19 protein-coding genes and 1 pseudogene are annotated in these 22,921 nt (G+C 66.5%); 8 read left to right on the top strand and 12 right to left on the bottom strand.

Annotated elements, in window-relative coordinates:
- Window positions 1–421: 421 nt before the first annotated feature.
- From AC4BGB_RS01740 to AC4BGB_RS01725, 4 genes are all read right to left on the bottom strand, one after another.
- Entirely contained in the window at window positions 422–610 is a 189-nt protein-coding gene (locus tag AC4BGB_RS01740; protein ID WP_490544241.1) for a YbdD/YjiX family protein, read from the bottom strand.
- A complete protein-coding gene (locus AC4BGB_RS01735; protein ID WP_490544240.1) occupies window positions 607–2,811 on the bottom strand; it encodes a carbon starvation CstA family protein in 2,205 nt (734 codons plus the stop codon). The genes AC4BGB_RS01740 and AC4BGB_RS01735 overlap by 4 nt, the downstream gene beginning before the upstream one ends.
- A gap of 376 nt (window positions 2,812–3,187) precedes the next feature.
- Window positions 3,188–3,619: an META domain-containing protein gene (locus tag AC4BGB_RS01730; protein ID WP_490546769.1), complete on the bottom strand. Its 432-nt coding sequence runs from the start codon at window positions 3,617–3,619 to the stop codon at window positions 3,188–3,190.
- 201 nt (window positions 3,620–3,820) lie between these two features.
- On the bottom strand, window positions 3,821–4,231 hold the full coding sequence (locus tag AC4BGB_RS01725; RefSeq protein WP_490544239.1) for a VOC family protein: 411 nt from the start codon (window positions 4,229–4,231) through the stop codon (window positions 3,821–3,823).
- A 225-nt stretch (window positions 4,232–4,456) separates the two neighbouring features.
- Here AC4BGB_RS01725 and AC4BGB_RS01720 point away from each other — a divergent pair, with 225 nt between their 5' ends.
- Window positions 4,457–4,810, top strand: a complete 354-nt coding sequence (locus AC4BGB_RS01720) for a hypothetical protein (protein WP_490544238.1) — start codon at window positions 4,457–4,459, stop codon at window positions 4,808–4,810.
- Window positions 4,811–5,399: 589 nt separating this feature from the next.
- Here the strand turns inward: AC4BGB_RS01720 and AC4BGB_RS01715 are convergent.
- The 4 genes from AC4BGB_RS01715 to AC4BGB_RS01700 all read right to left on the bottom strand — a co-directional run bounded on the left by AC4BGB_RS01715 (window position 5,400) and on the right by AC4BGB_RS01700 (window position 10,571).
- Window positions 5,400–6,017: a hypothetical protein gene (locus AC4BGB_RS01715; RefSeq protein WP_490544237.1), complete on the bottom strand. Its 618-nt coding sequence runs from the start codon at window positions 6,015–6,017 to the stop codon at window positions 5,400–5,402.
- An 882-nt stretch (window positions 6,018–6,899) separates the two neighbouring features.
- Window positions 6,900–7,631 (bottom strand): hypothetical protein, encoded by a 732-nt coding sequence (locus tag AC4BGB_RS01710; RefSeq protein ID WP_490544236.1) that lies wholly within the window; start codon window positions 7,629–7,631, stop codon window positions 6,900–6,902.
- 2,149 nt (window positions 7,632–9,780) lie between these two features.
- On the bottom strand, window positions 9,781–10,218 hold the full coding sequence (locus AC4BGB_RS01705) for a hypothetical protein (protein WP_490544235.1): 438 nt from the start codon (window positions 10,216–10,218) through the stop codon (window positions 9,781–9,783).
- Window positions 10,219–10,301: 83 nt separating this feature from the next.
- On the bottom strand, window positions 10,302–10,571 hold the full coding sequence (locus AC4BGB_RS01700; protein ID WP_490544234.1) for a hypothetical protein: 270 nt from the start codon (window positions 10,569–10,571) through the stop codon (window positions 10,302–10,304).
- A gap of 1,721 nt (window positions 10,572–12,292) precedes the next feature.
- Here AC4BGB_RS01700 and AC4BGB_RS01695 point away from each other — a divergent pair.
- The 3 genes from AC4BGB_RS01695 to AC4BGB_RS01685 all read left to right on the top strand — a co-directional run bounded on the left by AC4BGB_RS01695 (window position 12,293) and on the right by AC4BGB_RS01685 (window position 13,604).
- Complete coding sequence (locus AC4BGB_RS01695; protein ID WP_490544233.1) at window positions 12,293–12,526, top strand: hypothetical protein; 234 nt, start codon at window positions 12,293–12,295, stop codon at window positions 12,524–12,526.
- Between the two features lie 114 nt (window positions 12,527–12,640).
- Window positions 12,641–12,865, top strand: a complete 225-nt coding sequence (locus AC4BGB_RS01690; RefSeq protein WP_490544232.1) for a hypothetical protein — start codon at window positions 12,641–12,643, stop codon at window positions 12,863–12,865.
- A gap of 229 nt (window positions 12,866–13,094) precedes the next feature.
- Complete coding sequence (locus AC4BGB_RS01685; RefSeq protein ID WP_490544231.1) at window positions 13,095–13,604, top strand: hypothetical protein; 510 nt, start codon at window positions 13,095–13,097, stop codon at window positions 13,602–13,604.
- A gap of 184 nt (window positions 13,605–13,788) precedes the next feature.
- Here AC4BGB_RS01685 and AC4BGB_RS01680 read toward each other — a convergent pair.
- The 3 genes and pseudogenes from AC4BGB_RS01680 to secD all read right to left on the bottom strand — a co-directional run bounded on the left by AC4BGB_RS01680 (window position 13,789) and on the right by secD (window position 17,649).
- Window positions 13,789–14,816: pseudogene (locus AC4BGB_RS01680) on the bottom strand (HNH endonuclease signature motif containing protein).
- Window positions 14,753–15,148 (bottom strand): hypothetical protein, encoded by a 396-nt coding sequence (locus tag AC4BGB_RS01675; RefSeq protein ID WP_490544230.1) that lies wholly within the window; start codon window positions 15,146–15,148, stop codon window positions 14,753–14,755. Before AC4BGB_RS01675 ends, AC4BGB_RS01680 begins: the two are co-directional and overlap by 64 nt.
- Window positions 15,149–15,324: 176 nt before the next feature.
- Complete coding sequence (secD, locus tag AC4BGB_RS01670; protein ID WP_490544229.1) at window positions 15,325–17,649, bottom strand: protein translocase subunit SecD; 2,325 nt, start codon at window positions 17,647–17,649, stop codon at window positions 15,325–15,327.
- 506 nt (window positions 17,650–18,155) lie between these two features.
- On the opposite strand from secD, the gene AC4BGB_RS01665 reads away from it, so the two are divergent.
- The 3 genes from AC4BGB_RS01665 to AC4BGB_RS01655 all read left to right on the top strand — a co-directional run bounded on the left by AC4BGB_RS01665 (window position 18,156) and on the right by AC4BGB_RS01655 (window position 20,093).
- Window positions 18,156–18,677 carry a hypothetical protein gene (locus AC4BGB_RS01665; protein WP_490544228.1) on the top strand — a complete coding sequence of 174 codons (522 nt, stop codon included), beginning with the start codon at window positions 18,156–18,158 and terminating at the stop codon, window positions 18,675–18,677.
- 76 nt (window positions 18,678–18,753) lie between these two features.
- Window positions 18,754–19,485: a dienelactone hydrolase family protein gene (locus AC4BGB_RS01660; protein WP_490544227.1), complete on the top strand. Its 732-nt coding sequence runs from the start codon at window positions 18,754–18,756 to the stop codon at window positions 19,483–19,485.
- Window positions 19,482–20,093 (top strand): acVLRF1 family peptidyl-tRNA hydrolase, encoded by a 612-nt coding sequence (locus tag AC4BGB_RS01655; RefSeq protein ID WP_490544226.1) that lies wholly within the window; start codon window positions 19,482–19,484, stop codon window positions 20,091–20,093. Before AC4BGB_RS01660 ends, AC4BGB_RS01655 begins: the two co-directional genes overlap by 4 nt.
- Here AC4BGB_RS01655 and AC4BGB_RS01650 read toward each other — a convergent pair whose 3' ends face one another.
- A complete protein-coding gene (locus tag AC4BGB_RS01650) occupies window positions 20,094–21,917 on the bottom strand; it encodes an amino acid permease (protein ID WP_490544225.1) in 1,824 nt (607 codons plus the stop codon).
- Between the two features lie 93 nt (window positions 21,918–22,010).
- Here AC4BGB_RS01650 and AC4BGB_RS01645 point away from each other — a divergent pair, with 93 nt between their 5' ends.
- A complete protein-coding gene (locus AC4BGB_RS01645; RefSeq protein ID WP_490544224.1) occupies window positions 22,011–22,916 on the top strand; it encodes a phosphotransferase in 906 nt (301 codons plus the stop codon).
- Window positions 22,917–22,921: the final 5 nt, after the last annotated feature.

The following is a 22,921-nucleotide window of genomic DNA, read 5'->3' as shown; positions in this document are numbered from 1 at the left end:
CCGCACACTTCGCGGCAGATCCGGACGTTCCTGCCCGCATACTGGCCCCCATGAGCAAGCCTTCTACTGTCCAAGGCACGTCCCCGGGCCGAGGCGCGGTGAGGCGTCCATGGCTCGGGTGGTTCTTCGGTGCCTTGAGCGCCCTTGGTGCCTGTGGTGCCGTTGTCGCCGCTGTTCAAGGTGAGTGGGCTCAGACTGGGAGCGCCACCGCTTGGACAGTTGGTTTTGCTCTTGCGGCGGCCGAGCGGTTGCGCTGGCGCGGGAACATGCCGATGTGGGCGCAGGTCGCCATGGTTGGCACGTTCGCCGTGTTCTTGGCCTTCCAAGCCGTCTCCCTCTTTTGACGGCAACGCCCGCTCATCGGCACGAGAGCGCGGATCGCGGCATGTGAGTGCGCTTCCACGGGACAACCTCGCAATCACTAGCAGCAGCGGGACTGGGGATGCGCCTCGCGGTGGTCGGCGCGGCGACGCTCGAACTCGCGGCGGCTCATCGGCTCGGCACCCTGCTCGCGGCACACGGCGAGGTACTCGTCCCACTTGGCCTCGCCGGTGGCCTGCCGCAGGTACCAGCGCAGACCGCGTCCGGCACGGAGCACCGCGGCCTTCACTGCCGGTCACCGCTTCCCATGGCGCCGACCTGGTCGTGGCTAGCCTCCCACTCGCGGACCGCCTGCTTCTCCTCCTTGGTGGCGAAGAAGTCGGAGGGAGCCACCATGTCGGACTTCGTAGCCGGCACCTCGGTGGTGGGCAGCCCGCCAGCGCGGATGGCCTTGAACCAGATCACGAGGGCGTTCGCGACGATGATGATCACCAGGATCGCGAAGATGGACTGCAGGGTGCCGTTGACCGTGGAGTTGGTGACGACGGTCTGCATCTGGTCCATGTCGGTCGCAGGGGCCAGGACCTCGCCGTTGTCGATCGCTGCTTGGTACGTCGACCGCTGCTCGAAGTAGCCGATCTTCGGGTTGGACGAGAACACCTTCTGGTAGCTGGCGGTCATGGTGGTGATCAGGTCCCACGCCAGGCCGATGCCGGGCACCCAGGCCCACTTCACCTTGCCGTGCTTGATGAGCAGCGTGACGCAGAGGGTCAGTGCGATCGCGGCCAGCAGCTGGTTGGCGATGCCGAACAGCGGGAAGAGCTGGTTGATGCCCCCGAGCGGGTCTGTGACCCCGACGTAGAGCATGTAGCCCCACAGCCCGACGACGATCGCGCTCGCGGACCAGGAGGCGGGCTTCCAGGACAGGTCGGCGTACTTCGGCCACACGTTGCCGATGGTGTCCTGCAGCATGAACCGGCCGACCCGGGTGCCGGCGTCGACAGCGGTGAGAATGAAGAGTGCCTCGAACATGATCGCGAAGTGATACCAGAACGCCGCCAGCCCGCCACCGAAAGCGGTCGTGAAGATCGACGACATGCCGAACGCCAAGGTCGGCGCGCCGCCGGTGCGGGAGATCAGCGTCCCTTCCTCGACCGACGCCGCTGCCGCAGTGAGGGTGTCGGGGCTGATCGAGAAGCCGATCGACTTCACGAACTCCGCGGCGGCCTGCGCGTCGCCGCCGGTCGCACCGATCGGCGAGTTGATCGCGTAGTAGAGGCCCGGGTCGATGACCGAGGCAGCGATCAGGGCACTGATCGCCACGAACGACTCCATCAACATGCCGCCGTAGCCGATCATTCGGACGTGGCTCTCCTTGGCCACCATCTTGGGCGTGGTCCCCGACGCGATCAGCGCGTGGAAGCCGGACAGCGCGCCACAGGCGATGGTGATGAAGACGAACGGGAAGAGTTTTCCGGCGAAGACGGGGCCGGTGCCCTCGATGGCGAAGTCAGTGATGGCCTCGTTCTGCAGGACCGGCGCGGCGAACAGTAGACCGATGGCCAGCAGGGCGATGACGCCGACCTTCATGAAGGTCGACAGGTAGTCGCGCGGCGTCAGCAACATCCAGACCGGCAGGACCGAGGCGACGAAGCCGTAAACGACCAGGCCGAGGGTCAGCCGCTCCGGGGAGAGCGTCAGGGCACTTTCGAGACCCATCTGTTCGACGTAGCCGCCACCGACTATGGCGAGCAGCAGCAGGCCGACGCCGATGGCGGTGACCTCGGCAACACGGCCGGGTCGCAAGTGCCTCAGGTAGAAGCCCATGAACAGTGCGATGGGGATGGTCAGCCCGATCGAGAAGACGCCCCACGGCGACTCAGCGAGCGCGTTGACGACCACAAGCGCCAGCACGGCGAGGATGATGATCATGATCGCGAAGACGGCGATGAGGGCGGCGATCCCACCGATGGTGCCGATCTCCTCGCGGACCATCTGACCCAGGCTCTTGCCGTCGCGGCGCATCGAGAAGAACAGAACAACCATGTCCTGGACGGCGCCGGCGAAGATGACACCGACGATGATCCAGATGGTGCCCGGCAGGTAGCCCATCTGCGCGGCCAGCACGGGACCTACGAGCGGTCCCGCGCCGGCGATCGCCGCGAAGTGGTGGCCGAACAGCACCCGTCGGTCGGTGACGTCGAAGTCACGGCCGTTCTGGAGGCGCTCGGCGGGGGTGGCCCGGGTGTCGTCGACCTCGAGCACGCGGTAGGCGATGAAGCGTGCGTAGAAGCGGTAGGCGATGGCGTACGACGAGAGGGCGGCGAACAGGATCCACAGCGCGGAGACGTCTTCACCACGGGAGAGGGCCAGCACGCTCCAGCAGACGGCTCCGACAACGGCGACCGCCCCCCAGATCGCAACCGACTTCATACTCATCCGCGGCTTGCCGCCAGGGGGCCTGGTGCGTCCGGACATGGTCGTCGACATGGGGTCCTCCTCGAGCGTCCTGCGGGCCCGGCAGGCCCTGCACCGGATCAGTATCCGCCCACAGCCACCTCATGCTGCTGGATCGTGCAGATGTTCCGGGTCCGTATGTGCCGGTCGGCCCGTCCTGTCGACTACACCGTCAGAACGACGGTCACGCTACCGACCAGCAGCTTTCACCGCGTCGTGTGAGAGGCGACCCACGATTCCTTCGTGGATACCCAATCATGTCGCCTCGGTCACCCGGGCGATCCACGTCGTGGTCGTTTCGGTGCAGACCGGGGAGCCGCGGAAGGTCCCTGACGCGGGATTCCGCCGCCCGCACATCGGCACGATCGCGCGCCCGGTCAGCAGCAGATCCGCGAGGTGGATCGGATGGCTATGCCCTGCGGATCTCCGCGATCACAGAATCGTCTGCGTCGCGTAGATACCGGATGTCGCCAACTCCGCTTACATGTCGGACGTCAAGCAAACGTTGCATCAGCTGTGGCTCGTCGGGGCAACCCACCAAGGTTGTGGACATGTTCTTGGAGAACACGAGGTCTTGCCGTTGATGGCCCGACTGTCGGTAAGGGCCTGAGATGGAGTTGCAGCCGGTGTTCCCTGTCATGGTGTCGCCATCGAAGGTCAACTGCACCTTGCCGGCATACGAGGACCTGAGCGTGGCGTGCCCCTCTCGGTCGTGCAGTTCTCGTACGGTCCAAACTCCATTCAACGTCGAGCCGGCGACCCCGGCACCATGGGTTGCTGACGTTTCGGCAGAAGGTTTGGCGCTCCCTCCGCATGCCGTAAGTACGGCAGCCAAGGTCATCAATGTCGCTGCCGTAGCGAGGCGAGATCCAGAGGTCACGTTCATGGGACGCAATGATGACCCGGTCGGTCCCCATGGGATAGCACGCGCTTACAGCACCAGCGCGGATCGAGGCAGATCCGGACACTGAAGCGCTCGTAGGCGAAGGAGTGACGCGCGTTGCGCCCGGGTGACATGCACGGCGGCGTCAGAGCTAGACCGTCAGTCCGTGGCGAGTTGCCACAGGTGGCCATCTGGGTCGGCGACGACGGCGGTGTAGCCCCACGGCTGGCGATCAGGTTCGGCCACGACCCCGCCGCCCCCGGACACCGCGAGGAGGCACCAGGATCGAACCTCCTCTTCGCTGGCTGCTGCTCGGCTAAGCAAGACCTCGACCTGGCCGGGTCCGGCGACTTGGTGATCGTCCCCGACCACCCACGCGAAACCACCTGTGGGGATCAGCATCAGGCGTGTGCCGTCGTTGAGCACGAACTGCAACGGCTCCGGCTCACCGTCGTCTTGGGCCTCGCCCGAAGGATCCTGCCCGAGGAACGTTCGGTAGAACGCCGACGATGCTGGGCGGTCGGCGATGGGCAGGCTCACCGTGATCGACTGTGCGGCGGGGTCTGGCATCAGCACGTTCCTTCTGGCCTGGTGTCGTTGGTCCATCGGTAGGGACCGCGACCGGGTTCAATAGTCATCGAAGAGTTGAGAGGTGCCTTCACGGCACCGCTCTCTTTGCTGTGGTGTGGGGAACGTTCGCCCATCGACAGGACCGCACACTTCGCGGCAGATGCGGATGTTGTTGAGGGCTGTAATCACCCGCGATGGCAGGCGTGGTGAAGTACCGTTTGAGCGGTGGTGACCCAGGCATCCCTTCTTGCAGTGGGTGCGGTGGTCCTATCAGGACTCGGCTGGATAGTCCTCATGGTTATCGGTGACCTTGCTGTGGACGAGGCGAAGGAGACGATCTTTCGCAGGCCATCCTTCGCTGTCCGGCGGGGACGCTACCGAGCGCTCATGAAGGCTGGCTACCTGTGCCTGCTGTCGTCCTTCATGACGGGCTTCTTATGGGTGGCCGTTTCCACCAACGGGTTCGAGGATGACACGAAGGACGCCCGGATGTTCGCTGTCCTGACAGCGGTGCTGGCCGTGCTTGGCGCTGGTCTGATTGCTGCCTGGTGGCGTCGAGCCGGACGGCCCATTCACTAGTCGATACGCACGCACATCGGCACGAGCGCGCAATCGGCGGCATGTGAGTGGTTCCTGTGCGATCCGAGCACCCGCAGGAGCACGGCTCCACGACTAGGGCCTCTGGCGCACTACCCGTTCGACCGAGCGAGGCGCTGTCCGCAGAGGACCAAGACTGTGAGGAGAAGGAAGACCAAGACCGCCCCGAGGGCCTGTGCGATCCAGTTGATGTCTTCACCCGCCGCAAGGTCGAAGATGATTTGCACAGCCGAGACGGCCAATACGGGAAGTGACACTGTCGCCATCACCCTCCGCCACGAGAGGGGAGAGGCAGGCGCAGGTTCCGGTGCGGGCTGTTCCTGCGCTGGGGGCATTTACCGATCTTAGTGCGCCAAGCGATGCAGTTTGTTGACTTCAAGCTGCCTGCCTGGACGATCGATGGCGCTGCCGACGCCGCCGTCTGGCCATGCGCTCTCAATCGCACCACTGATTGGCGCGATCGCCCGGATCGCTCCAGACGAGGATGTCGATGCCAGCATCGGTGGGTGGACGACGAACCTTCATGTGCACCTGATGCCCGTAGAAGTGAACCCTGGGCAGGAGTAGCTATCTATTCACTAACCCGCAGGGTCGTGATGGTGCCGATCTCGATGTGTTGGGTACCGCGCTGGTACAGGTGACTCGCGTCGCGGCTGTAGGTCAGATCAGCATTCGCGAAGATCGCGTGTCCGGGCCGGGATGCAGAGATGGACGCGATCAAGTATTGACCGCCGTCTTCGAGCCGCATCTTTGATCCGGGACGCACCGGCCTCAGGCTCGTGCAGTACTTGCCGAGGTCGGGCATGGTTGCATGCGTACCGCTCCCCAAGGCGCTTGTGCCTTCGGCGACCGGACGCGGCGTGCACACCGCCACACTCGCGGTCGCCCCAGCGGTGTTGTCGCGTAGCCGTACTCGCACCGAGCGCAGGGTGACGGTCTCGGAGTCTTTGCTTGCTCCGGCATGTGCGAAGCCGACGTAGAACGGAACGTCATCCAGGGGCACCGCGTCGAGCTTCATCTCGGCGCCGGCGCCGCTCATGAACGCCCGAGGATGCGTCCACCACCAAGCACCTGCCGCGACGCCGAGCATGACCCCCACGAGCAGGACCAGGCCGACCGTGCGCCGCTGACTCCAACGCCGCGGCCGAGCCCCAGGGGTCGGCTCAATCTCGGGGCTCGCGCTGCTCACGCGCAGAGTCTCCCAGCCAACCAGGGGCGCAGGGCCCTTTCCGGGAATGACTACGACAAGGACGCACGCGGTCATCGCATGGCCGAACTTCGCGAGCATGCCGGAATCACCCGATCGGGTCGGATACAAGCTCCCCGATGATCCAGATCGGTGCGATTACGAGCGCCAGTCCGAGCAGGAACAGGGTTAGTCCTTGAGCGATTGTTGCTAGGTGCCGAGTCGCTCGCGGCTCAGTTGAAACTGGCTCGCCCACGCGTCAATCGGCCCGCCCAGCAGGAAATGCCGAGGATGAACGGGATCACAAACCCGCCGAGGATGAGAGACGGCCAGTCGACCCTCGTATCTGTGGAATCGCTTTCTGCCGTGAAGAGGTAAGCCAAGAGGCCAGCGACGACGGCCAACTGAACTATGGCCACCCTTAGCCGTGCCCGCGATGACGCTGCTTGGGAGCTCGCCAGACGCATGACACGAGAGTCTGCCCCTACAACGCTTTGAGGGTGGCCACTATCCGCGAGAGCGCGTGGATCGGGCAGATCCGGACGTTCCACTCTCAGCCAGGCTCACCTCGTACACCGGGCCCTGGGCATCCACATGGAGGTTAATCCTCTCGGGGTTGTACTCGAGCGTGATCGGCTGATTGAGTTGCAAGGATCTTGGCTGTCAGCCGTGACTCAGGGCCAAAGCCTCTGCTTCGTTCAGCGGCAGTCCGACGTAGTCTTCGGGTCTGATCTGACTGGCCATCCACCGCTCCTTAATCACTTCGGTGACGAGGCATGACATCTTCGCAGGATCAGATCGGCGTGACGGCGCGCGGATAGGGCAAGAGCGGACGTTCTGCTGGTCAGCCCTCGTTCGTGAACCGTCCATTACCGCCTACGCCAATCACGTATGCCGGTACATCAAAGCCCGCCGCAAGGGAGTCGTAGACGTCACTCTCGGGGTTGTCAGGGTATAACCCAGCCGTTTCATCACTCGGTCGACGCTGACCTCCGCGGTCGGGTCGCGCGGATCGGACTCCGTAGTCGGGTGATTGTTCTCGGGCATCCAGTCCACCAGCCCCTCCTTTAATGCCCCGGAATCGTTCACCGTTTTCTTCAGTGACCGCCAGGTGTCCCGCTCTTCTGCCTGCATGCATGGGTCAAGGTCAGTGAGCAGTGCGACGACGCGGTCGGTTCCGTACGACGGCAACAGCGATAGGGCAGCGCTAGGTATCTCCCACATTGCCCATGTGCCTTCTCGTCGCGGGTTCGCGAGCCTGCGGCGCAGCCAGGCCTCAACCTGATCCGCGAGTGCAGGCGCCAGGCCCTCGCGAACCAACCCGGGAAGGCTGGCAACAGCCATCTGCTGAACGTTGATAGATCGGGACCGGAGCCCCGTCTCGATCAGAGGCGCGAGATACGTCGTCGGTCGTAGCCGCGCGAGTTCGGCAAGTACAACTTGGCGCTCGCCTAGTCGTAGGTCTTTCCCCAGCGCTTGCGCTAGCGCATCCTCACGTTCATTTGAGGGCAGGTCGCAAAGTGCTTTCACCAAGAAATAGCGACCATCGCCAGCACGATCAATCGCCTCTACGAGGTGCGCTGCCTCGTAACGCAACTTCGCCCCATGCGCCGACATAGGCACACACTTCCATGGCTGTGGTGGCAACATTCGCTCATCGGCACGACCACGCGCGGATCGCGGCATGAGCGGACCTTGGGGTTCATTGCTCTGGGCAATTTTGAACTCCTCATAGGCCTGGCCGCGCTCACCTGCTCGACAGCTGCAAATTGGCTGTCAGTCGTCGGTCGAACCCGGGATTACGCGAGCTCGAAGTACGCGGCGCATGTGAAGGCCAGTGCGGCGCCGAGCAACGCGAATAGGCCACAGGTGCGCAGCGCCAGGACACACCGACCGAGTCTGTCTGGCGCCCCAGGCAGTCTCAGAAGAGCCCGCGCCCGCGCCGATGTCTTGACACTCGGGTTCTCCGCAAGCCCGGCGGCCAGGTTCAGCATCGCCTCACCGAAGGCTTGTTCGCGCGAGGCAAACCACGAGATCCATAACCGGCCTCCAGCAGAGTCGTGAATGCCGAGGTACACGACCTCGTCAAGTCCCGCCAGGACGCAACGAGACCACACGCGCGTCACCTTGCTCATGTCGACGTTAACGCGCTGCCTGAGAGTCTCTCCGGTCACTAGATTCGACTCTTGCGAGATGGTCCTGCGCCCGAAGATCACCATCGGGAGTATCCACATCGGCAGGAGCCCCAGCAGGAACACGAGGGCGTACAAGTTCAAGTCGGCGGGACCATCACTCCCATCGAGAAATGGGAGGAGAACAAGTACCGTTGAGCTCGAGACCGCTAACACCGCCGCCGCGCGGATCGCTCCGAGAACGATCGGGTTGAGCGGTTGCCCCCCCGGAGACGATCACCATCAGATCCTCGCATGACGCTCATGGGAAAGACCGCGATAACGGAAAGCCGCGAGGGCTGGCGTGCGGGTCGACGCCAGGGCAACGAAAGGACTGCAACTAACGACCCGGCGCATCGCGGCAGATGCGGATGTCCGGAGAAGGTGGAAACCCCGACACCTCCCGCCGAGGAGTGAGTTCCCCGGACCCGGCCCGGCTCGAACGGGCAGCCACCCTCGCCGTGCGGCGGGCAGGACGCACCCTTACCGGGTAGATGCGCCTTGGGCGGGTTCGGCCACAGCGTAGGTCTCACCGGAGAGGAACGCATTCTCATTCGGCATACCCGCCCGGATCGCGGCAGATGCGGACGGTCAGTCCGGTTGTACCCATCGCCCCGGAAGGCTTGCAAAGCAGAACGCGAGTGCGGGGAGCTCCAAGAGGTAGACGAGCCGTCGGTCGCTGCGGGCTCGTGATGCTACGAGCATCGTTGTGCCCAAGACTTCCCAGCCGGAGTGACCCCAACCCGGCGAAAGATCGCCGTCAGTCGCTATGTGCCGTAGGTTGGGGAAGTTGAGATCTAGTGGGGAACGGCCATCGATCTGGAAGGTGAGACTGAGACCCAACGGCTCGTCAAGGCGCAGCGACGTCAGGTCGACGCCACCTTCCTGTGCCTCTGCGTTCCATCGCTCACCTCCTGCGAGGAGCCACCCATCGTTCTCGGCACGCGTGTTCTCTGGCTCATCGGGAAACCACACGGTGCCGCCGTCACTGGTGCGACGCCGGTCCTCGTTCTGTCGGCGGCTCTGAAACCATCCGGTGGTACCGCGTGTCATGTGAGGGACCATTTCGCCTTTCCCAGCGTCCTGCTTTTGGGGCTCAGGGTTGCATAGTCCGACCAACGAACGCGCGCCATCCGTGCAATGGCATGACCGCCGGATCGCAGCAGATGCGGATGTTCTCTCCCACTTGACCCGCTGTGCTGACACTCTGGCTGCATGGCATGGAAGTCGCTTACGGACATGAGCGCCCAGGCACGCAAGATGTACTGGGCGACCCGTGAGGAGACGATGCTGCACGAGTTGCCTTGGCCTGAGGTCAATCACGGGTCGCCGCCGGAGCCAGTCCCGGCGCAGCCGCCTGATGAATGCAGCCGCCTACTTGTCGAGTGGTTCGACCAGGGGCTCCTGACGGTCATGGAAACAAGCACCCAAGCGGACCTTCCTGACGCGGATGCTCGGGCTCTGTTGACTGACCCGACCGGTTGGACGCCAGACCACTCGCTAGTGCTGACCGTCGCTGGTGAGTCCCTTACTTCTCCAATAGGGGAACGTCCGCTCCATCGGCATGACCGTCGGATCGCGGCAGATGCGGACGTTCAGACTGCCCATACCTGAGCGTGTCCTTCACTCACAGACATCTCGCCAAGAGTCAGCTTGCCGCCGAACCTTCGACGCCTGTACGGGACGTGGATTTCCAGCACGGCGCCCTCTCGGTGCTCGAGCTCGATGCGTACGGCATCGCCGCCATCGCGAAGCGATACATCGGCCACGAACGCGACAGCTCGAAGCCGTTCACGGTCTGTGCGGGCTCCTTCGCCGAGCAGATTGAGCACCTCGGTCGACGGCGGATGGTCACCAAGGGCCGGATCCGCTCCGAACATCGCGACCTCGTTCTCGTCATCGACTGAAAACCCAAAGGGGACGAACTCGCCGTTCTTAACCAAGAACTCCGACGCCGCATCAAGGGCGACGTTGAACAGGCCGTCGAGCTCCTCCTGAACGGCTGCAGGGACAGAGTCTCGCCATGAAGTCACCAACGCAGTCTGGCACGCCTGCCCGCGCGTAGGGAGCGCATTCGCAGCAGATGCAGACGTTGCTGTTGCGGTCCGCTGGGTCGTTAGAAGAAGGCGAGGATGAACTGTCCCAGCGCCTTGAAACTATGACCGATTGCCGCGAAGAAGGTGCTGCCGGTTGCTCTAGCCTGCCGAAAGGCGAGTACGACCACAGCGGTCATCGCCGACACAGCCAGCAGCCATGCCCCCTGCAGCACTGCTGGGGGGTACGACACGAACCAGGCCGAGGCCAACACGAGACCAGCAACCAATAGCGTCGCCAACCCCGCTGCGCAGAGAAACAGTCTGCGCTGGTCCGCCTCCGCAGTGGTCATGCGCAGAGGTTCTCACGCCGTTAGCCCGAACCCACCCGACTCGGCACGAGCGCGAGATCAGCGGCAGATGCGGACGGCAAGGCCTCTCAACGCATGTATCGAAGAATCTCTCGATACGGCTTTACGATGCGCGGAATGAGGCTGCCCATCTTCTTGGCCGCTTCCACAGTCATCCCTCGAGGCGAGACGCCGCGCCCCCAAACCCCCATCAGCCACCTGTGCAACTCCCCGTCCGGCTCCAACCACACCGGGTCGGCGGATTCTGCCCGCAGGTGGTCCAGCAGTAGATCAGGCGACTCGTTCCCTGTCTGCTGTCGGACTCGCCAGGCGTCACGATAGGCGCGACGTAGAGGGTTGCTCACGGGACCACCATAGGGCTGCGCATTTCGGCAGGGAGCCCGATCAGCGGCAGATGCGGATGTCGAAGAGTGGAGGCCATTGTCGTCCATGTCGCGCTCGTAACGCCTCAGCGCTTGCGGCGAAGCAGGCGTCCAAACCGTTGGCGTCGGAGCGGCACCGCTGGCGTGGGGTCGAAGTCACGTCCACATTCTGTGCAGACGGGCGTATCGGCTGGCATCGCTGCTGCGCAATGAACGCAGGTCTTGGTCCCCTCAGCCACAAGTGAAGCCTAAACCCGGGATAGGGCTCCTGCTCGCGGTGTGCGCGGATCGCGGCAGGAGCATTAGATCCGGATGTTCCAATTCAGCCAGCGCTCACCTCGTACACCAGGCCCTGCGCATCCACGTGGAGGTTAATCCTCTCGGGGTTGTACTCAAGCGTGATCGCCTGATTGAGTTGCAAGGATCTTGGCTGCCAGCCGTGACTCAGGGGCCAAAGCCTCTGCTTCGCTCAGCCGCAGTCCGACGTAGTCTTCGGGCCTGATCTGACTGGCCATCCTTCGCTCCTTAATCACTTCGGTGATGAGGCATGACATCTTCGCAGGATCAGATGGGCGTGACGGCGCGCGGATAGCGGCAGATCCGGACGCGCGCGACGTGAGCACGGGTGGGTCTTCGACAATGGGGTGGATTACACCCGCCAGGTGCGTGCGATCCACCCCGTTGTTTCAGCTCGCACTCACAGCGGCAGATGCGGCCATTCTCATCGCTCATGTCCCTTCGAATCAATCAGGCCTGTGGGACGCTGAGGTTCGCTGCTGACTTCGTTAGTCATGCTGCTCCGAGCGGTCACCGAAACTAGGTAGGGTCGTCCGAATGGCACGCTGGCTCCCCAACGGTCTCGACCGGATCACTTTGATCTGGATCTTCCTGGTCTTGGCAACCGCTCGAAGCGCTTGGATTCTGCTACTCGATTTCCCCGACGGAGATTTCAGCAGCTCCGGCTCCCTAGTCGTATTTATCGTAGGGATTGTGCTTTCGATATGGGCGCTGTTCTCTCACAGACGCGGCGCAAAGACACCAACGGAGAAGACCAGCGACTGAGCCGCTCATCGGCGCGCGGATCGCGGCATATCTGGTAGTTCGATGAAAGCCGCCGAAGTCAGGATCTGTGCCGATACTCGCGTCATGGAAAAACTACGGGACTGGTTCGGGACGCCCGTCCGAGCGGGCAACACCCTGATATGGCTTTGCTGGGTTTCGCTTCTCGTCTCCGTCCTAGGGCTCATCGCCTTCTTCCTGTTCCTCGCCGCGCGGTCGGTCGTCACCTGAACCAACGTCCGCATCTCGGGATGAGAGCGCGTTCGAGGGCATGATGCCGCAATGGCCCAGGAGAACGTGACGATCTCGCTCACCGCCGACGAGGCGTTGGTTCTGTTCGAACTACTCCATCGCTGGGAGGACGACGAGCAGGTGCGCGCGCCGCAGCACGAAGCCGAACAAGTTGCGCTGTGGAGCCTGTCGGCGGTGTTGGAAAGAGAGTTGCGCGAGCCTTTCAGCGCTCGCTACTCCGACCTCGTTAGGGACGCCCGGGCACGCCTGACGCCAGGCGACTGAACACCCGCTCATCGGCAGATCGGGTTTACCGGATCTCGGCACGACCGCGCACTTTGCGGCAGATGCGGACGTTGACGCGTTACTCCGATACGGCTCCGTCGCTACGATCGCGCAATGGGCCGCCTGCGCATTGCCGAAGCAAAGACCTTCCTAGAGCGGGACGAATTTCCGTTCTTCATCCAGATGATTGCTGATGGAGACGTTCCGGGCACGGTAGAGATAAGCGTATGGACCGGCGAGGGCGAGCAGGCGAGGCGCTACTTCAGCGAACATCCCGTTCGTGTCGAGGGCGTCGAGGTGCCGATCATCGTCAGTGAAGGGCGCATCGAGCCGTGCTGACGGGGGGGGCGAACAACGCACGGCATGAACCGCTCGGATCGCGGCATGAGAGTGCGCCTGCCTGTGGTCTGATCGATGAGAGCCCTTGCGAATCCTCCTTGCTGAGATGATCGGCGCTATGCGCTCTTGGAAGGACATCGATTGGGATCAGTCGCGACCGTCGATCCAGGAACTAGTCGACTCCTGGCCGCAACTGAGTTGGGAATCGGTGCCGGTGGATTCCGATCCCGTGGACGAGTACCTCGGCCAGGTCAAAGAGACTCACGTGAACGGCGGGTACCTGCTTGGACGATGGCGCGCCGTTCGATATGGCGACGCTGCCGCCTGGTTCGCATCGCGCAATCGTCTAGAGGAGTACGAGATGCACAGGTTGCTCTTCGACAGTCCGGTCGTCCGCGATGACCTGTCACCGCTCAAGATTCCCGCGAAGCTCGACCCTCTGCCAGGCGCGTTGGAGGAGGTGCCTGGCGGTGCGCTCACCCTGGACGGCATCCTCGCGACGACCATCGTTCACGGTGGTGCCCACGAGGCGTTCGCAGGTCGCGGAGCCGAGGCAAAGCGACTGGCAGATGAAGCGGTCGCGGAACTTACGGGCAGAAGGTATGAGGACTTTCGTCTCGACAGGACGAACGAACCCTGGACACCATGGTTCTTCGATGTGGCATGGGACGAGACGTTTGTCCTCACCGACTATCGAAACGCCGAGATGACCGTGCTCTGCATCACTGACACAGACTGAGACCCAAAGAACGACCTCACATCGGCATGTCCGTATGTTGTCGGAAAGTCGACCGGCCCCAACTCGGGAACCGTCCACCTCGGGTGGCTGCCCTTGATGCTGGGCTCTCGCTGGCGATCCGGCGAGGGCGAACGACGTAGCCGTCCCGGGGAGCGGCTGCTCGTGCGTGCCATCCCTGGTTCCCTCAGCCCCTGAGCCTCTGACCGTCGGGTGGTTCTCGTCCGCCAGAGATCATCCGGCGTACGCCGGGCGGTGGCACGAAGTCGAAGGTATTGGGCCCGGTAGGCACGATCTGCCAGGGGCCGGCGTGGATGAGGCGGTGGTGGTGCCCGCAGAGCAGGAGCGTGTTCGCCAGCGATGTCGGCCCGCCGTCTACCCAGTGGACGAGGTGGTGTGCGTGGCACATCACCGGTGGCCGGGTGCAGTTCGGGAACCGGCAGTGCTTGTCCCGGGCGACGAGGGCCCTCCAGATCGCCGCGGTGACCAGGCGCATCTGCCGGCCGACGTCGAGGACCTCACCGGCGGCGCCGAGGACGATCGGGATCACGTGGGCGTCACATGCCATCCGGCGTACGGCGGCGACGTAGAGGTCCTCGCCGGTCTCGGTGGTCCCGAACCCGGTCTGGTTGCGGAGGTCGTCCAGGGTGATGGTGACCGAGAGCCGCGGGGACGCGCTGTGGCACTCGGGGAGGAACTCGGCGGTGGCGGCGCGGTCGCAGAGCTCGACCAGGGCGTCGAGCATCCGGGCGCCGTGGTCGCGGGGGTCGCGGCCGTCGTGCCCGCATCCGGGGATCTCGCAGTTGCCGGGGTCGCACACAGGACCGGCGGCAGGGACCGGCTTGGCCAGGGGGAGGAGGGTGGCGCGGAGCTTGCGCCGTCCTCGGCGGAGCAGCGGCCCTTGATCCAGCAGCCTCCGGCGGTGTCGAAGCGGACGTTGAGGTCACGGTCGAGGTGGGCGGCGCGGTCCTCACGCTCCATCTCCCGCTCTGCACGGCGCTCCTGACCGTCGGGGTCCACCAGGGTGACCAGGATCCGGCCAAGCTTGGCTAGGTCGGTGGCGTCGAGCGCCTTGGCCTCGGCGAGCATCGCCTGGCACCCACGGACGCGGAGGTCGGGGTTGCTGGGCAGGTCGTCGACGGCGCGTTCGATCACCTGCGCCTTGGCGGTGGAGAGCCAGCCGTCGGCGAGGGCCTCGCCGACCGGGGCGAGCACTGGGGTCTGCACCGCGTTCGCCAAGCGCACGGTGCCGGACCCGGCGCCTTTGCGCCACCCGCGACCGAGGTTACGAAGTCCTGGGTTGAGGCCCACCCGACCGGTTTGACGGCGTTGGTGACCTCGAGCTCGTGGACGACCTGGAGCTCGACGGCATCCAGGGTCGACTTCAGCGCCTCGATCTCGGCGACGGTGTCCATCAGCTCCTCGCCGCGCCCAGCCGCCCACAACGTGTCCTGCAGCCCCTGGACCTGACGCCGGATCCGCGCGAGCTCGGCCGCGACCCGGCCGGCGCACGAGGCGCCCGGAGGAGTGTCCGGCTGGCTGGTCATGGATCAATCCAAGCAGCGACCACCGACAGGAACTGGCGAGATTCCCCTTGTTCTACAGGGGATTCTCAAACTTTCTGAGCAGTTTCCTGTGTGAAGATCAGCGGCTGCCTACCGACCTGGGTGTTGGATCGCTGCCCCAGCGCGACATCCGCCGAGAGCCACAGGAAAGGCCTCTCCTAGAGCGATCCGCTCTCCCGTCCGGCGACCGGCACCTCCGCGTAAGGGTCAGTGGTGGGCGGGCGCGAGGAGCGCACTCGTGGCCCCCACCGTTCCTCGGCCCAGATGGCCAGCGGAGCCGCGGTGAACATCGTCGAATAGATGCCGATCGTCAGGCCGAGCAGCAGCGCAACGGCGAAGTCCTGCAGGGAGTCGCCACCCAGCACGGCCAGCGTGGCCAGGATGAACATCGCGCCGAGCCCGGTGTTCAGGGTGCGGGGGATGGTCTGCAGGATGGCCAGATTGACGGTCTCCCGCAGGCCCCCATCCGCGGCTCGTACTCGTTCCCGGATGCGGTCGAAGACCACGATCGTGTCGTTGACCGCGAGCCCGATGATGGAGAGGACCGCGGCGAGGAACACGCCGTCCACGGGCTTGCCGAGCCAGGCGAAGATGCCGACCACGGTGAGCACGACGTGCGCCATCGACAGGACAGCCGCAGCGGCGTACGTCCAGCGGAACCGGAAGGCCAGGTAGGCCATCTGCGCACCGATGGCGATCGCGAACGCGATCAGTGCCTTCGTACGAAGCTCCTGGCCGAGAGTCGGGCCGATCAGCTCGTCGCGTTCCTTGGTCACCTGCCCGGCCACCTGTCCGAGCGACTCCTCGACGGCAACGGCCTCATCATTGTTGATCTGCCCGGTGCGGACGGTGATGTTCTCCGAGTCGCCGGTGCCAGAGGAGCTCTGCACGACCGCGCCCGGGAAGCCGGCGTCCGCCACCGCAGCGCGGGCCTGGTCCACGTCGACGTCCTGGGTGGTGGAGAACTCCAACAGGCGCCCGCCGGTGAACTCCACTCCGAGGTTCAGTCCGCGCAGGGCGATACCGCCGATGGCGACCACGCCGATCACCACAGCAACGCCGATCCAGGCGCCTGCGCGACGCATCAGGAACGGGCCGCTGGTGACCAGCCAGGTGCGCAGTCGGCCGCTACCGCCGAAGCCGGAGAGTCCCGGTGAGGTGAAGGATCGTCGTACTGCCCAGTCAGTGAGCGTGCGCGCGATCACGAGCGCCGAGACCATCGAGGCCACCACGCCGATCGACAGTGTCACGCCGAAGCCCTTGACGGGACCGGAGGCGAAGAAGAACAGCAGTGCCGCCGCGAGCAGGGTGGTGACGTTGGAGTCGAGGATCGCCGACCAGGCCTTGCGGTAGCCCGTGTCGAGCGCTGGCGCGAGCCCTTCGCCGCGGCGGGCGGCGTACTCCTCCCGGGCGCGTTCGAAGACCAGCACGTTGGCGTCGATGGCGAGGCCGATGGCCAGCACGAAGCCCGCGAGTCCTGGAAGCGTCAGCGTGGCGCCGAACCACAGCAGGAGGCCATAGGAGATGAGGGCGTACGACGCCAGTGCGATCGTCGCCATCAGGCCCATCAACCGGTAGACCAGCACGATGAACAACCCGGTGAGCGCGATGCCGATGATGCCGGCCTTCACGGAGGCGTCGATCGCGGCGTCGCCCAGCGTCGCACCGACGGTGCGCTGCTCGATCACCTCGACGGGAACGGGCAGCGCGCCGCCCTTGATCAGGACCGCGAGGTCCTCGGCGGACTGCTGGGTGAACTGTCCGGTGATCTCGGTCGCGGTCCCCGGCCCCGAGCAGAGTCCGGGCTGCACTGCGGGTGATGAGATCACCTCCCGGTCGAGGAGGATCGCGATCCGCTGGTTGCCCTCAGGTGTGCTGCAGGCGCCCTCGACCAGCTCGCGCCACTGCGGCACACCGGACCCGTTGAAGGTGACGGCGACGACCCAGGCGCCGACGCCGCTCTGCTGCATCTCGGCCCGTGCGTCCTTGATGCCGTTGCCGTCCAGCACCAGGGGGCCGATCAGGATCGGCTGACCGTCCTCGTCGTCCACCTGCGTGGTTCCCTCCGGGGTCGAGGGGTCGGCTGCAGCGTCGTCGGTCTGGCCAGGACCCTGGACGACGTGCAGCCCGAGCTGGGCCGTGCGTCCGATCACCCGCGCCGCCTCCCGTGGGTCCTGCACCCCGGGCAGCTCGACGATGATGCGCCGCTCACCCGCGCGGGCGAGGGTGGGCTCGGCGACACCGAGCGCGTCGACCCGCCCTCGGAGTACCTCCAGGGCACGATCGGTGGACTCGCGGTCGGCCGTGACCCGCTCGGTGTCCTGGGTCTCGAGGACGATCTGGGTGCCGCCCTCGAGGTCGAGGCCGAGCCGGGGTGACAGGGAGAGCGCTGCGAACAGGGCGAGCCCGATCACGACCAAGGAGGCGACGGCGCGCCACAGTGGCGCGCGGGACGGCGGACGAGCTGACGGTGCTGTGGGCATGCGGACTCCACGAAAAGGGGGGCGCCCTGACGACCGCAGACAGCGGCGACAGGAAAGGACCGGACGGACTGGTGGGTACCTCAGGCCGGAGGAGCTCGGCCTCGCAGGGGGACCTGGCACGCGGCGCACCGCGGAGCCAGAGACGCGGGCGAGGTCGCACCGGGAACCACGCATCGGCCGACTCGGCCCGAGAGGTCAGGACTCCTTGCGTGTGCACGTCGGGTCGCTGGTGGTGGCTGGTCCAATGGCTCTTCGCCACGGCCAGCGTCCCCAGGTCCAGGTGGCTCGAGGAGTGCAGGTCGCTGTGGCCGACCGGGTCGGACGCCGAGGACTGCACGCCTGCCAGCGCCCCCAAGAGGAGCAACACCGCCGAGAGCACCGCCACGACCGCGCGGCGGCCGTCGTGGTGCGAGACGCGTGGCATCGTCCGAGTGTAGGTGCCTCCGCGCGGACCGGATCGACCGAACCGCTACAGCCCGTGCGCCCCAGGTGCGAGCATGGCGCCCGTGAACGAGGAACGTGCTGTCGACGTTGCCCCGCCACCATTGCCGAGCTCGATCTGGGTGGTCGCCTGGGCTTCGCTGGCGGGACAAGCAGTGCTGCTGGGCCGCGAAGGGTTCCGGCTCGGCGACGAGGTCTCGCTGGGCCTGTCCGTCGTGATCAGCGGGCTCCTCGTGGGGTACGTCTCCGCGGGCGTCGTTCGCGGCCGAACGGTCCGCCTCGTCCTTGCCTGGGTCGTGCTCACCTTGAGCGCGATCGGTGGGCTCGTCGGCCTGGTCCTGGTCGACGACCTGGGTCAGGCCGCAGTCGCCGCGCTCTCGCTCGGTTGCACGGCGGTGGCTCTCGCCGCACTTGCAAGGTTCCGACGCAGCGACTGGTACGCCTGGCAGCGCACGAGACCGTCGGTCCGCGAAGGCGCCCGGATCGGTCACCTGGTCGCGGTGGGCGTGCTCGTGGGCGCGCTGGGTGGGCTCGCCGCGCCGGTCGGGGACGGAGTCGACGTACGCATCACTGCGGCCGACCGCTGAACCGACCGATAGAGACGTCTGGGGCGAGCGTCGGACGGGAAGCCTGCCCGCACCGCCCGTGGCGTAGGTTCCGAGGATGGATCACGACGTCATCACGGTGGAGACAGCCGACGGGGCGATGCCCGCCCATCTGTGGCGTCCTGCCTCGGGAACCGGCCCTGGCCTCCTGCTGCTGCAGGAGATCTTCGGGATCAGCCCCTACATCGAGCGCCGCGCCGCGGACCTCGCCGAGCTCGGGTACGTCGTCCTCGCCCCGGAGATCTTCTGGCGGCTCGGGGTCTCCAGCGTCCAGGACGGGCCGACCGCGCTCGACGAGGCCTCGGCGCTGCTCCAGCGCACCGACTGGCCCACGGCGGTGCAGGACGCCGCGCTCGCCTTCGACGTGCTCGAGGAGCGGCCCGAGGCCACCGGGGGAGCGGGCATCGTCGGCTTCTGCTTCGGCGGAGGGCTCGGGTTCAACGTCGCTGCCGAGCGCTCGCCGGAGGTCCTGGTCAGCTACTACGGCTCCGCGCTGCCCCAGCTGCTCGGCCTCGCCCCGGCGGCGCCGGGCATGCCCGTCCTCGACCCCACCCAGGTGCGGGCGCGCTCGCTGCACCACTTCGGGCTCCAGGACCGCTTCCTGACCCGCCCGACGGTCGAACAGCTCCGCGACCTGCTGTCCCCGCTGGATCAGGTCACCTTCGAGACCTACGAGTCCGGCGACCACGCCTTCGACAACGACGACTTCTTCCTCTATGACGCCGAGTCCTCGGCGCTGGCCTGGGACCGCACCGTCGACTTCCTGGGCCGGCACCTGCCCACCCGATGACCGGTCAGGACGTCCTGGTCCCGCCGGCCCGGCTGGAGCGGTGGGTGGCCAACTTCGGCACCCGTCACGGGCAGACAGACCTCTCGGTGGCTGACGGGCGGCTCACCGGACTGGCCGAGGACGGCTCCCGGTTCGCCGCACATCCACCCTTCGGCCGGCCGTACGCCGGCCCGGCAGACCCGGCCTCGCTCGTCGCGGCTTGTGCACCGCCCCCGCTGTGGGGCGTGCTGCTCGTCCGCAAGGGCGGCTTCGCCGTCGCGCGGCTGGCGGGGGAGCGCACCGAGGAGTCGAAGGTCGGCCAGCGACACGTCCAGGGCCGGACCAAGGCGGGCGGGCAGAGCCAGCAGCGGTTCGCCAGGCGCCGGGACAACCAGGCGCGAGCGGCGTACGAGGCGGCCGCCGAGCACGCGGCCAGGATCCTGGCCGGCGTCGATCTCGTCGTCACCGGAGGCGACCACTCCGCCGTGGAAGCGGTGCTCGGCGACCGCCGGCTCACCCGGCTCGTCGTCGTGCCGCCGTTCCTCGCGGTGCCCGATCCCCGGAGGTCGGTGCTCGAGCAGGCGGTCGCGGACGCCTCCTCGGTGCGCCTGGTCGTGCACAACGCCTGACTACCCGGTGAGCACGCCCTGCACCACCACGTGCTGGATGGTGACGTCGTGGCGCCTGCGCGCCTGGGAGACGACTCCCTGACGCCACCAGGTCGACCGGTCCTCGGGGTGGGTGGCGATCACCACGTGGTCCGGGTCGAACTCACGGACCGCCTTGTCCAGCGCGACGAGCGGCCGGTGGTCACCGAGCTCCCCCTCCACGCTCAGGCCGCGGTCGCGGAGGGCCTCCATCGTCTGGTCGAGCCGCCGCTGCGCGGCCTCGGTGGTCGCCTGCCACACGAAGGCCGCCCCCTCGAGCTCGGCCTGTCCCGTGTCGACCGGGTTGGCAGGGACCACGACGAAGTAGCTGGCGTCCTGGCTGCCCACGATGCGCTCGAGCGCGTCGTGCAGCTGGCTCTCGGCCAGCGTCTGGTTCGCGAGCAGCAGGACGCGCTGGGCCGGCTGCGGGTCGGGCCCGGCGTCCTCCTCGAGCTCGTCGGGTGACACGGAGCCGCCACGCCAGCGGGTGACGCCGTACAGGACCAGCACCACGACCCACGACAGCAGGCTGAGCAGCAGCTGGGACCGGGTGTCGCTCTTGAAGGCCATCTGCGCCAGGACCGCGAGGATGCCGAGCGCCGCAGCGATCGTCAGCCAGGGGAACAGCCACATCTTTACCTTCAGGTCCTCCTTGGGCGTACGCCGGCGCAGCACGAACTGCGAGACGGCGATCAGGAGGTAGACGAACAGGATCACCGCGCCCGAGGAGTTCAGCAGGAACTTGAACACGGTGTCCTCGGCCACGTAGGCGGCGATCACGCTGAGGAACCCCACCACGGTGGAGGCGAGGATCGCCCAGACCGGCACACCGCGCCTGTTCACGGTGATCAGCTGCATCGGGGCCTCGCGGCGGGCGGCGAGGACGAACAGCATCCGCGAGGCGGTGTACAGCCCCGAGTTCAGGCAGGACAGCACGGCGGTCAGCACGATCGCGTTCATGATGTGGTCGGCGTACGGGATCCCCATCTGCCGGAACGCTGCGACGTACGGCGAGGCTCCCAGCTCGCTGTCGTTCCAGGGGACGATGCACACCAGCAGGAAGATGGAGCCGACGTAGAAGGTGCCGACGCGGACGATCACCGAGTTGGTGGCCTTGGCGATCGCCTTCTCCGGGTCGCGCGACTCCGCGGCCGCCACGGTGGCGATCTCGGCGCCGACCATCGAGAACACCACCACCACGACGCTGGAGAACACCGCACCCACCCCGTTGGGCAGGAAGCCGCCCTGGTCGGTGAGGTTGCCGAAGTCGACGCTGCGGTCGGGCCAGAGCCCGAGGACGAACGCCGCGCCGATGACCAGGAACAGGATGATCGCGACCACCTTGATGCCGGCGAACCAGTACTCGAACTCGCCGTAGGACCCCACCGAGAACAGGTTCGTCGCGGTCATCAGCACCATCAGGACCAGCGCCGGCACCCACAGCGGGGTGTCGACCCACTCCTGGATGATCTTCCCGCCGGCGACCGCCTCGAAGCCGACGACGATCACCCAGAAGTACCAGTAGAGCCAGGCGACCGAGAAGCCCGCCCAGCCGCCCAGCGCTCGGCGCGAATAGTCGGCGAAGGATCCCGTGGAGGGGTTCGCGGTGGCCATCTCCCCGAGCATCCGCATCACCAGGATGATCAGCACCCCGGTGATGGCGTAGGTGATGAACGCCGCGGGGCCCGCCTCGTTCATCACGACCCCGGAGCCCACGAACAGGCCGGCCCCGATCACGCCGCCGATGGCGATCATCGTCAGGTGCCGCTGCTTGAGGCCCTTCTGCAGCTGTGCGGGTTCGGTCATGGCGCGTCCTCGATCCCCTGGGGCGGGCAGTGCCGAGGTCGTACCCCGCGCCGCAGCATGCATAACCGCCGGTGAGACCCGCGTTCTGTCAAGATGACCAGCATGTGGGAGCCGGACCCGTCGTGGCGCCGCCTCCCTGGGGCGGGCGGCCCGTCGACCGTGGGCCTGTGGCTCGCCGAGGCGGACGGACACCGGTGGGTGGTGAAGCGGCTCGGTGCGCCCCACGACCGTGACCCGGCGCTGACCCAGCCGACCCGGGCCGGCTACTGGCGGCGCGAGGCCGAGGTCGCCCTGGCCCCGGAGTTCGTGGACGGACCCGGGCTGGTGGCACCGGAGTTCGGGCCGGTGGAGGAGGACGAGGACGGGGTGACCGTGCGCACCCTCGAGGAGGTCGGGGAGCCCCCTCCGGGGCTGTTCGTGGCCCGGGCCCTGGGCCGGTTCGCCGCCGCCGAGACCGCGGTGCCCGCCTGGGCCTCGCGCGGCCTGCTGGCGGACCGGTTGCTGATGGCCGAGGCGCGCGGCGGCTGGCCCACCCTGGCCAGGACCACCCTGGCGGACGTCGCCGACGTGCTGTGGAGACGCCGAGGCCACTGGCTGGCGCGCTGCGCGCAGGGCCCCGCGGGCAGGCTCCACGGTGACGCCGTACCGGGCAACTTCCTCACCCGCCGGGGTGAGGAAGTGGTGGCCGTCGACTGGCAGTGCTTCGGGGTGGGGCCGATCGGCTCGGACCTCGGCTACTACTCCCTGTCCACCCGGGAGGAGTTCGACGTGCTGCTCGAGGCGTTCCTCGAGGGAGTCGGCCCCGGCGCCGACCGGACGGCGATCAGGATGGCCGCCCAGGTCACGGCCGTCTACACCGTGCTGAGCCGCGCCGAGTGGGCCCTGGCCCGTGCGGCCCCGGGGGAGGGTGCCCTGGCCGCGAAGTTCCGGCACCCGGCCGTGGCCCCGCACCTGCGGGCCCTGCAGCGGCAAGGGGCCCAGATCGAGCAGCTGTTGTGACCGGC

The sequence above is a fragment of the Nocardioides sp. Z30_9 genome (genome assembly GCF_058215735.1).
The sequence above is the reverse complement of the archived record's forward strand: the minus strand, read 5'-3'. Positions and strand labels throughout refer to the sequence as shown.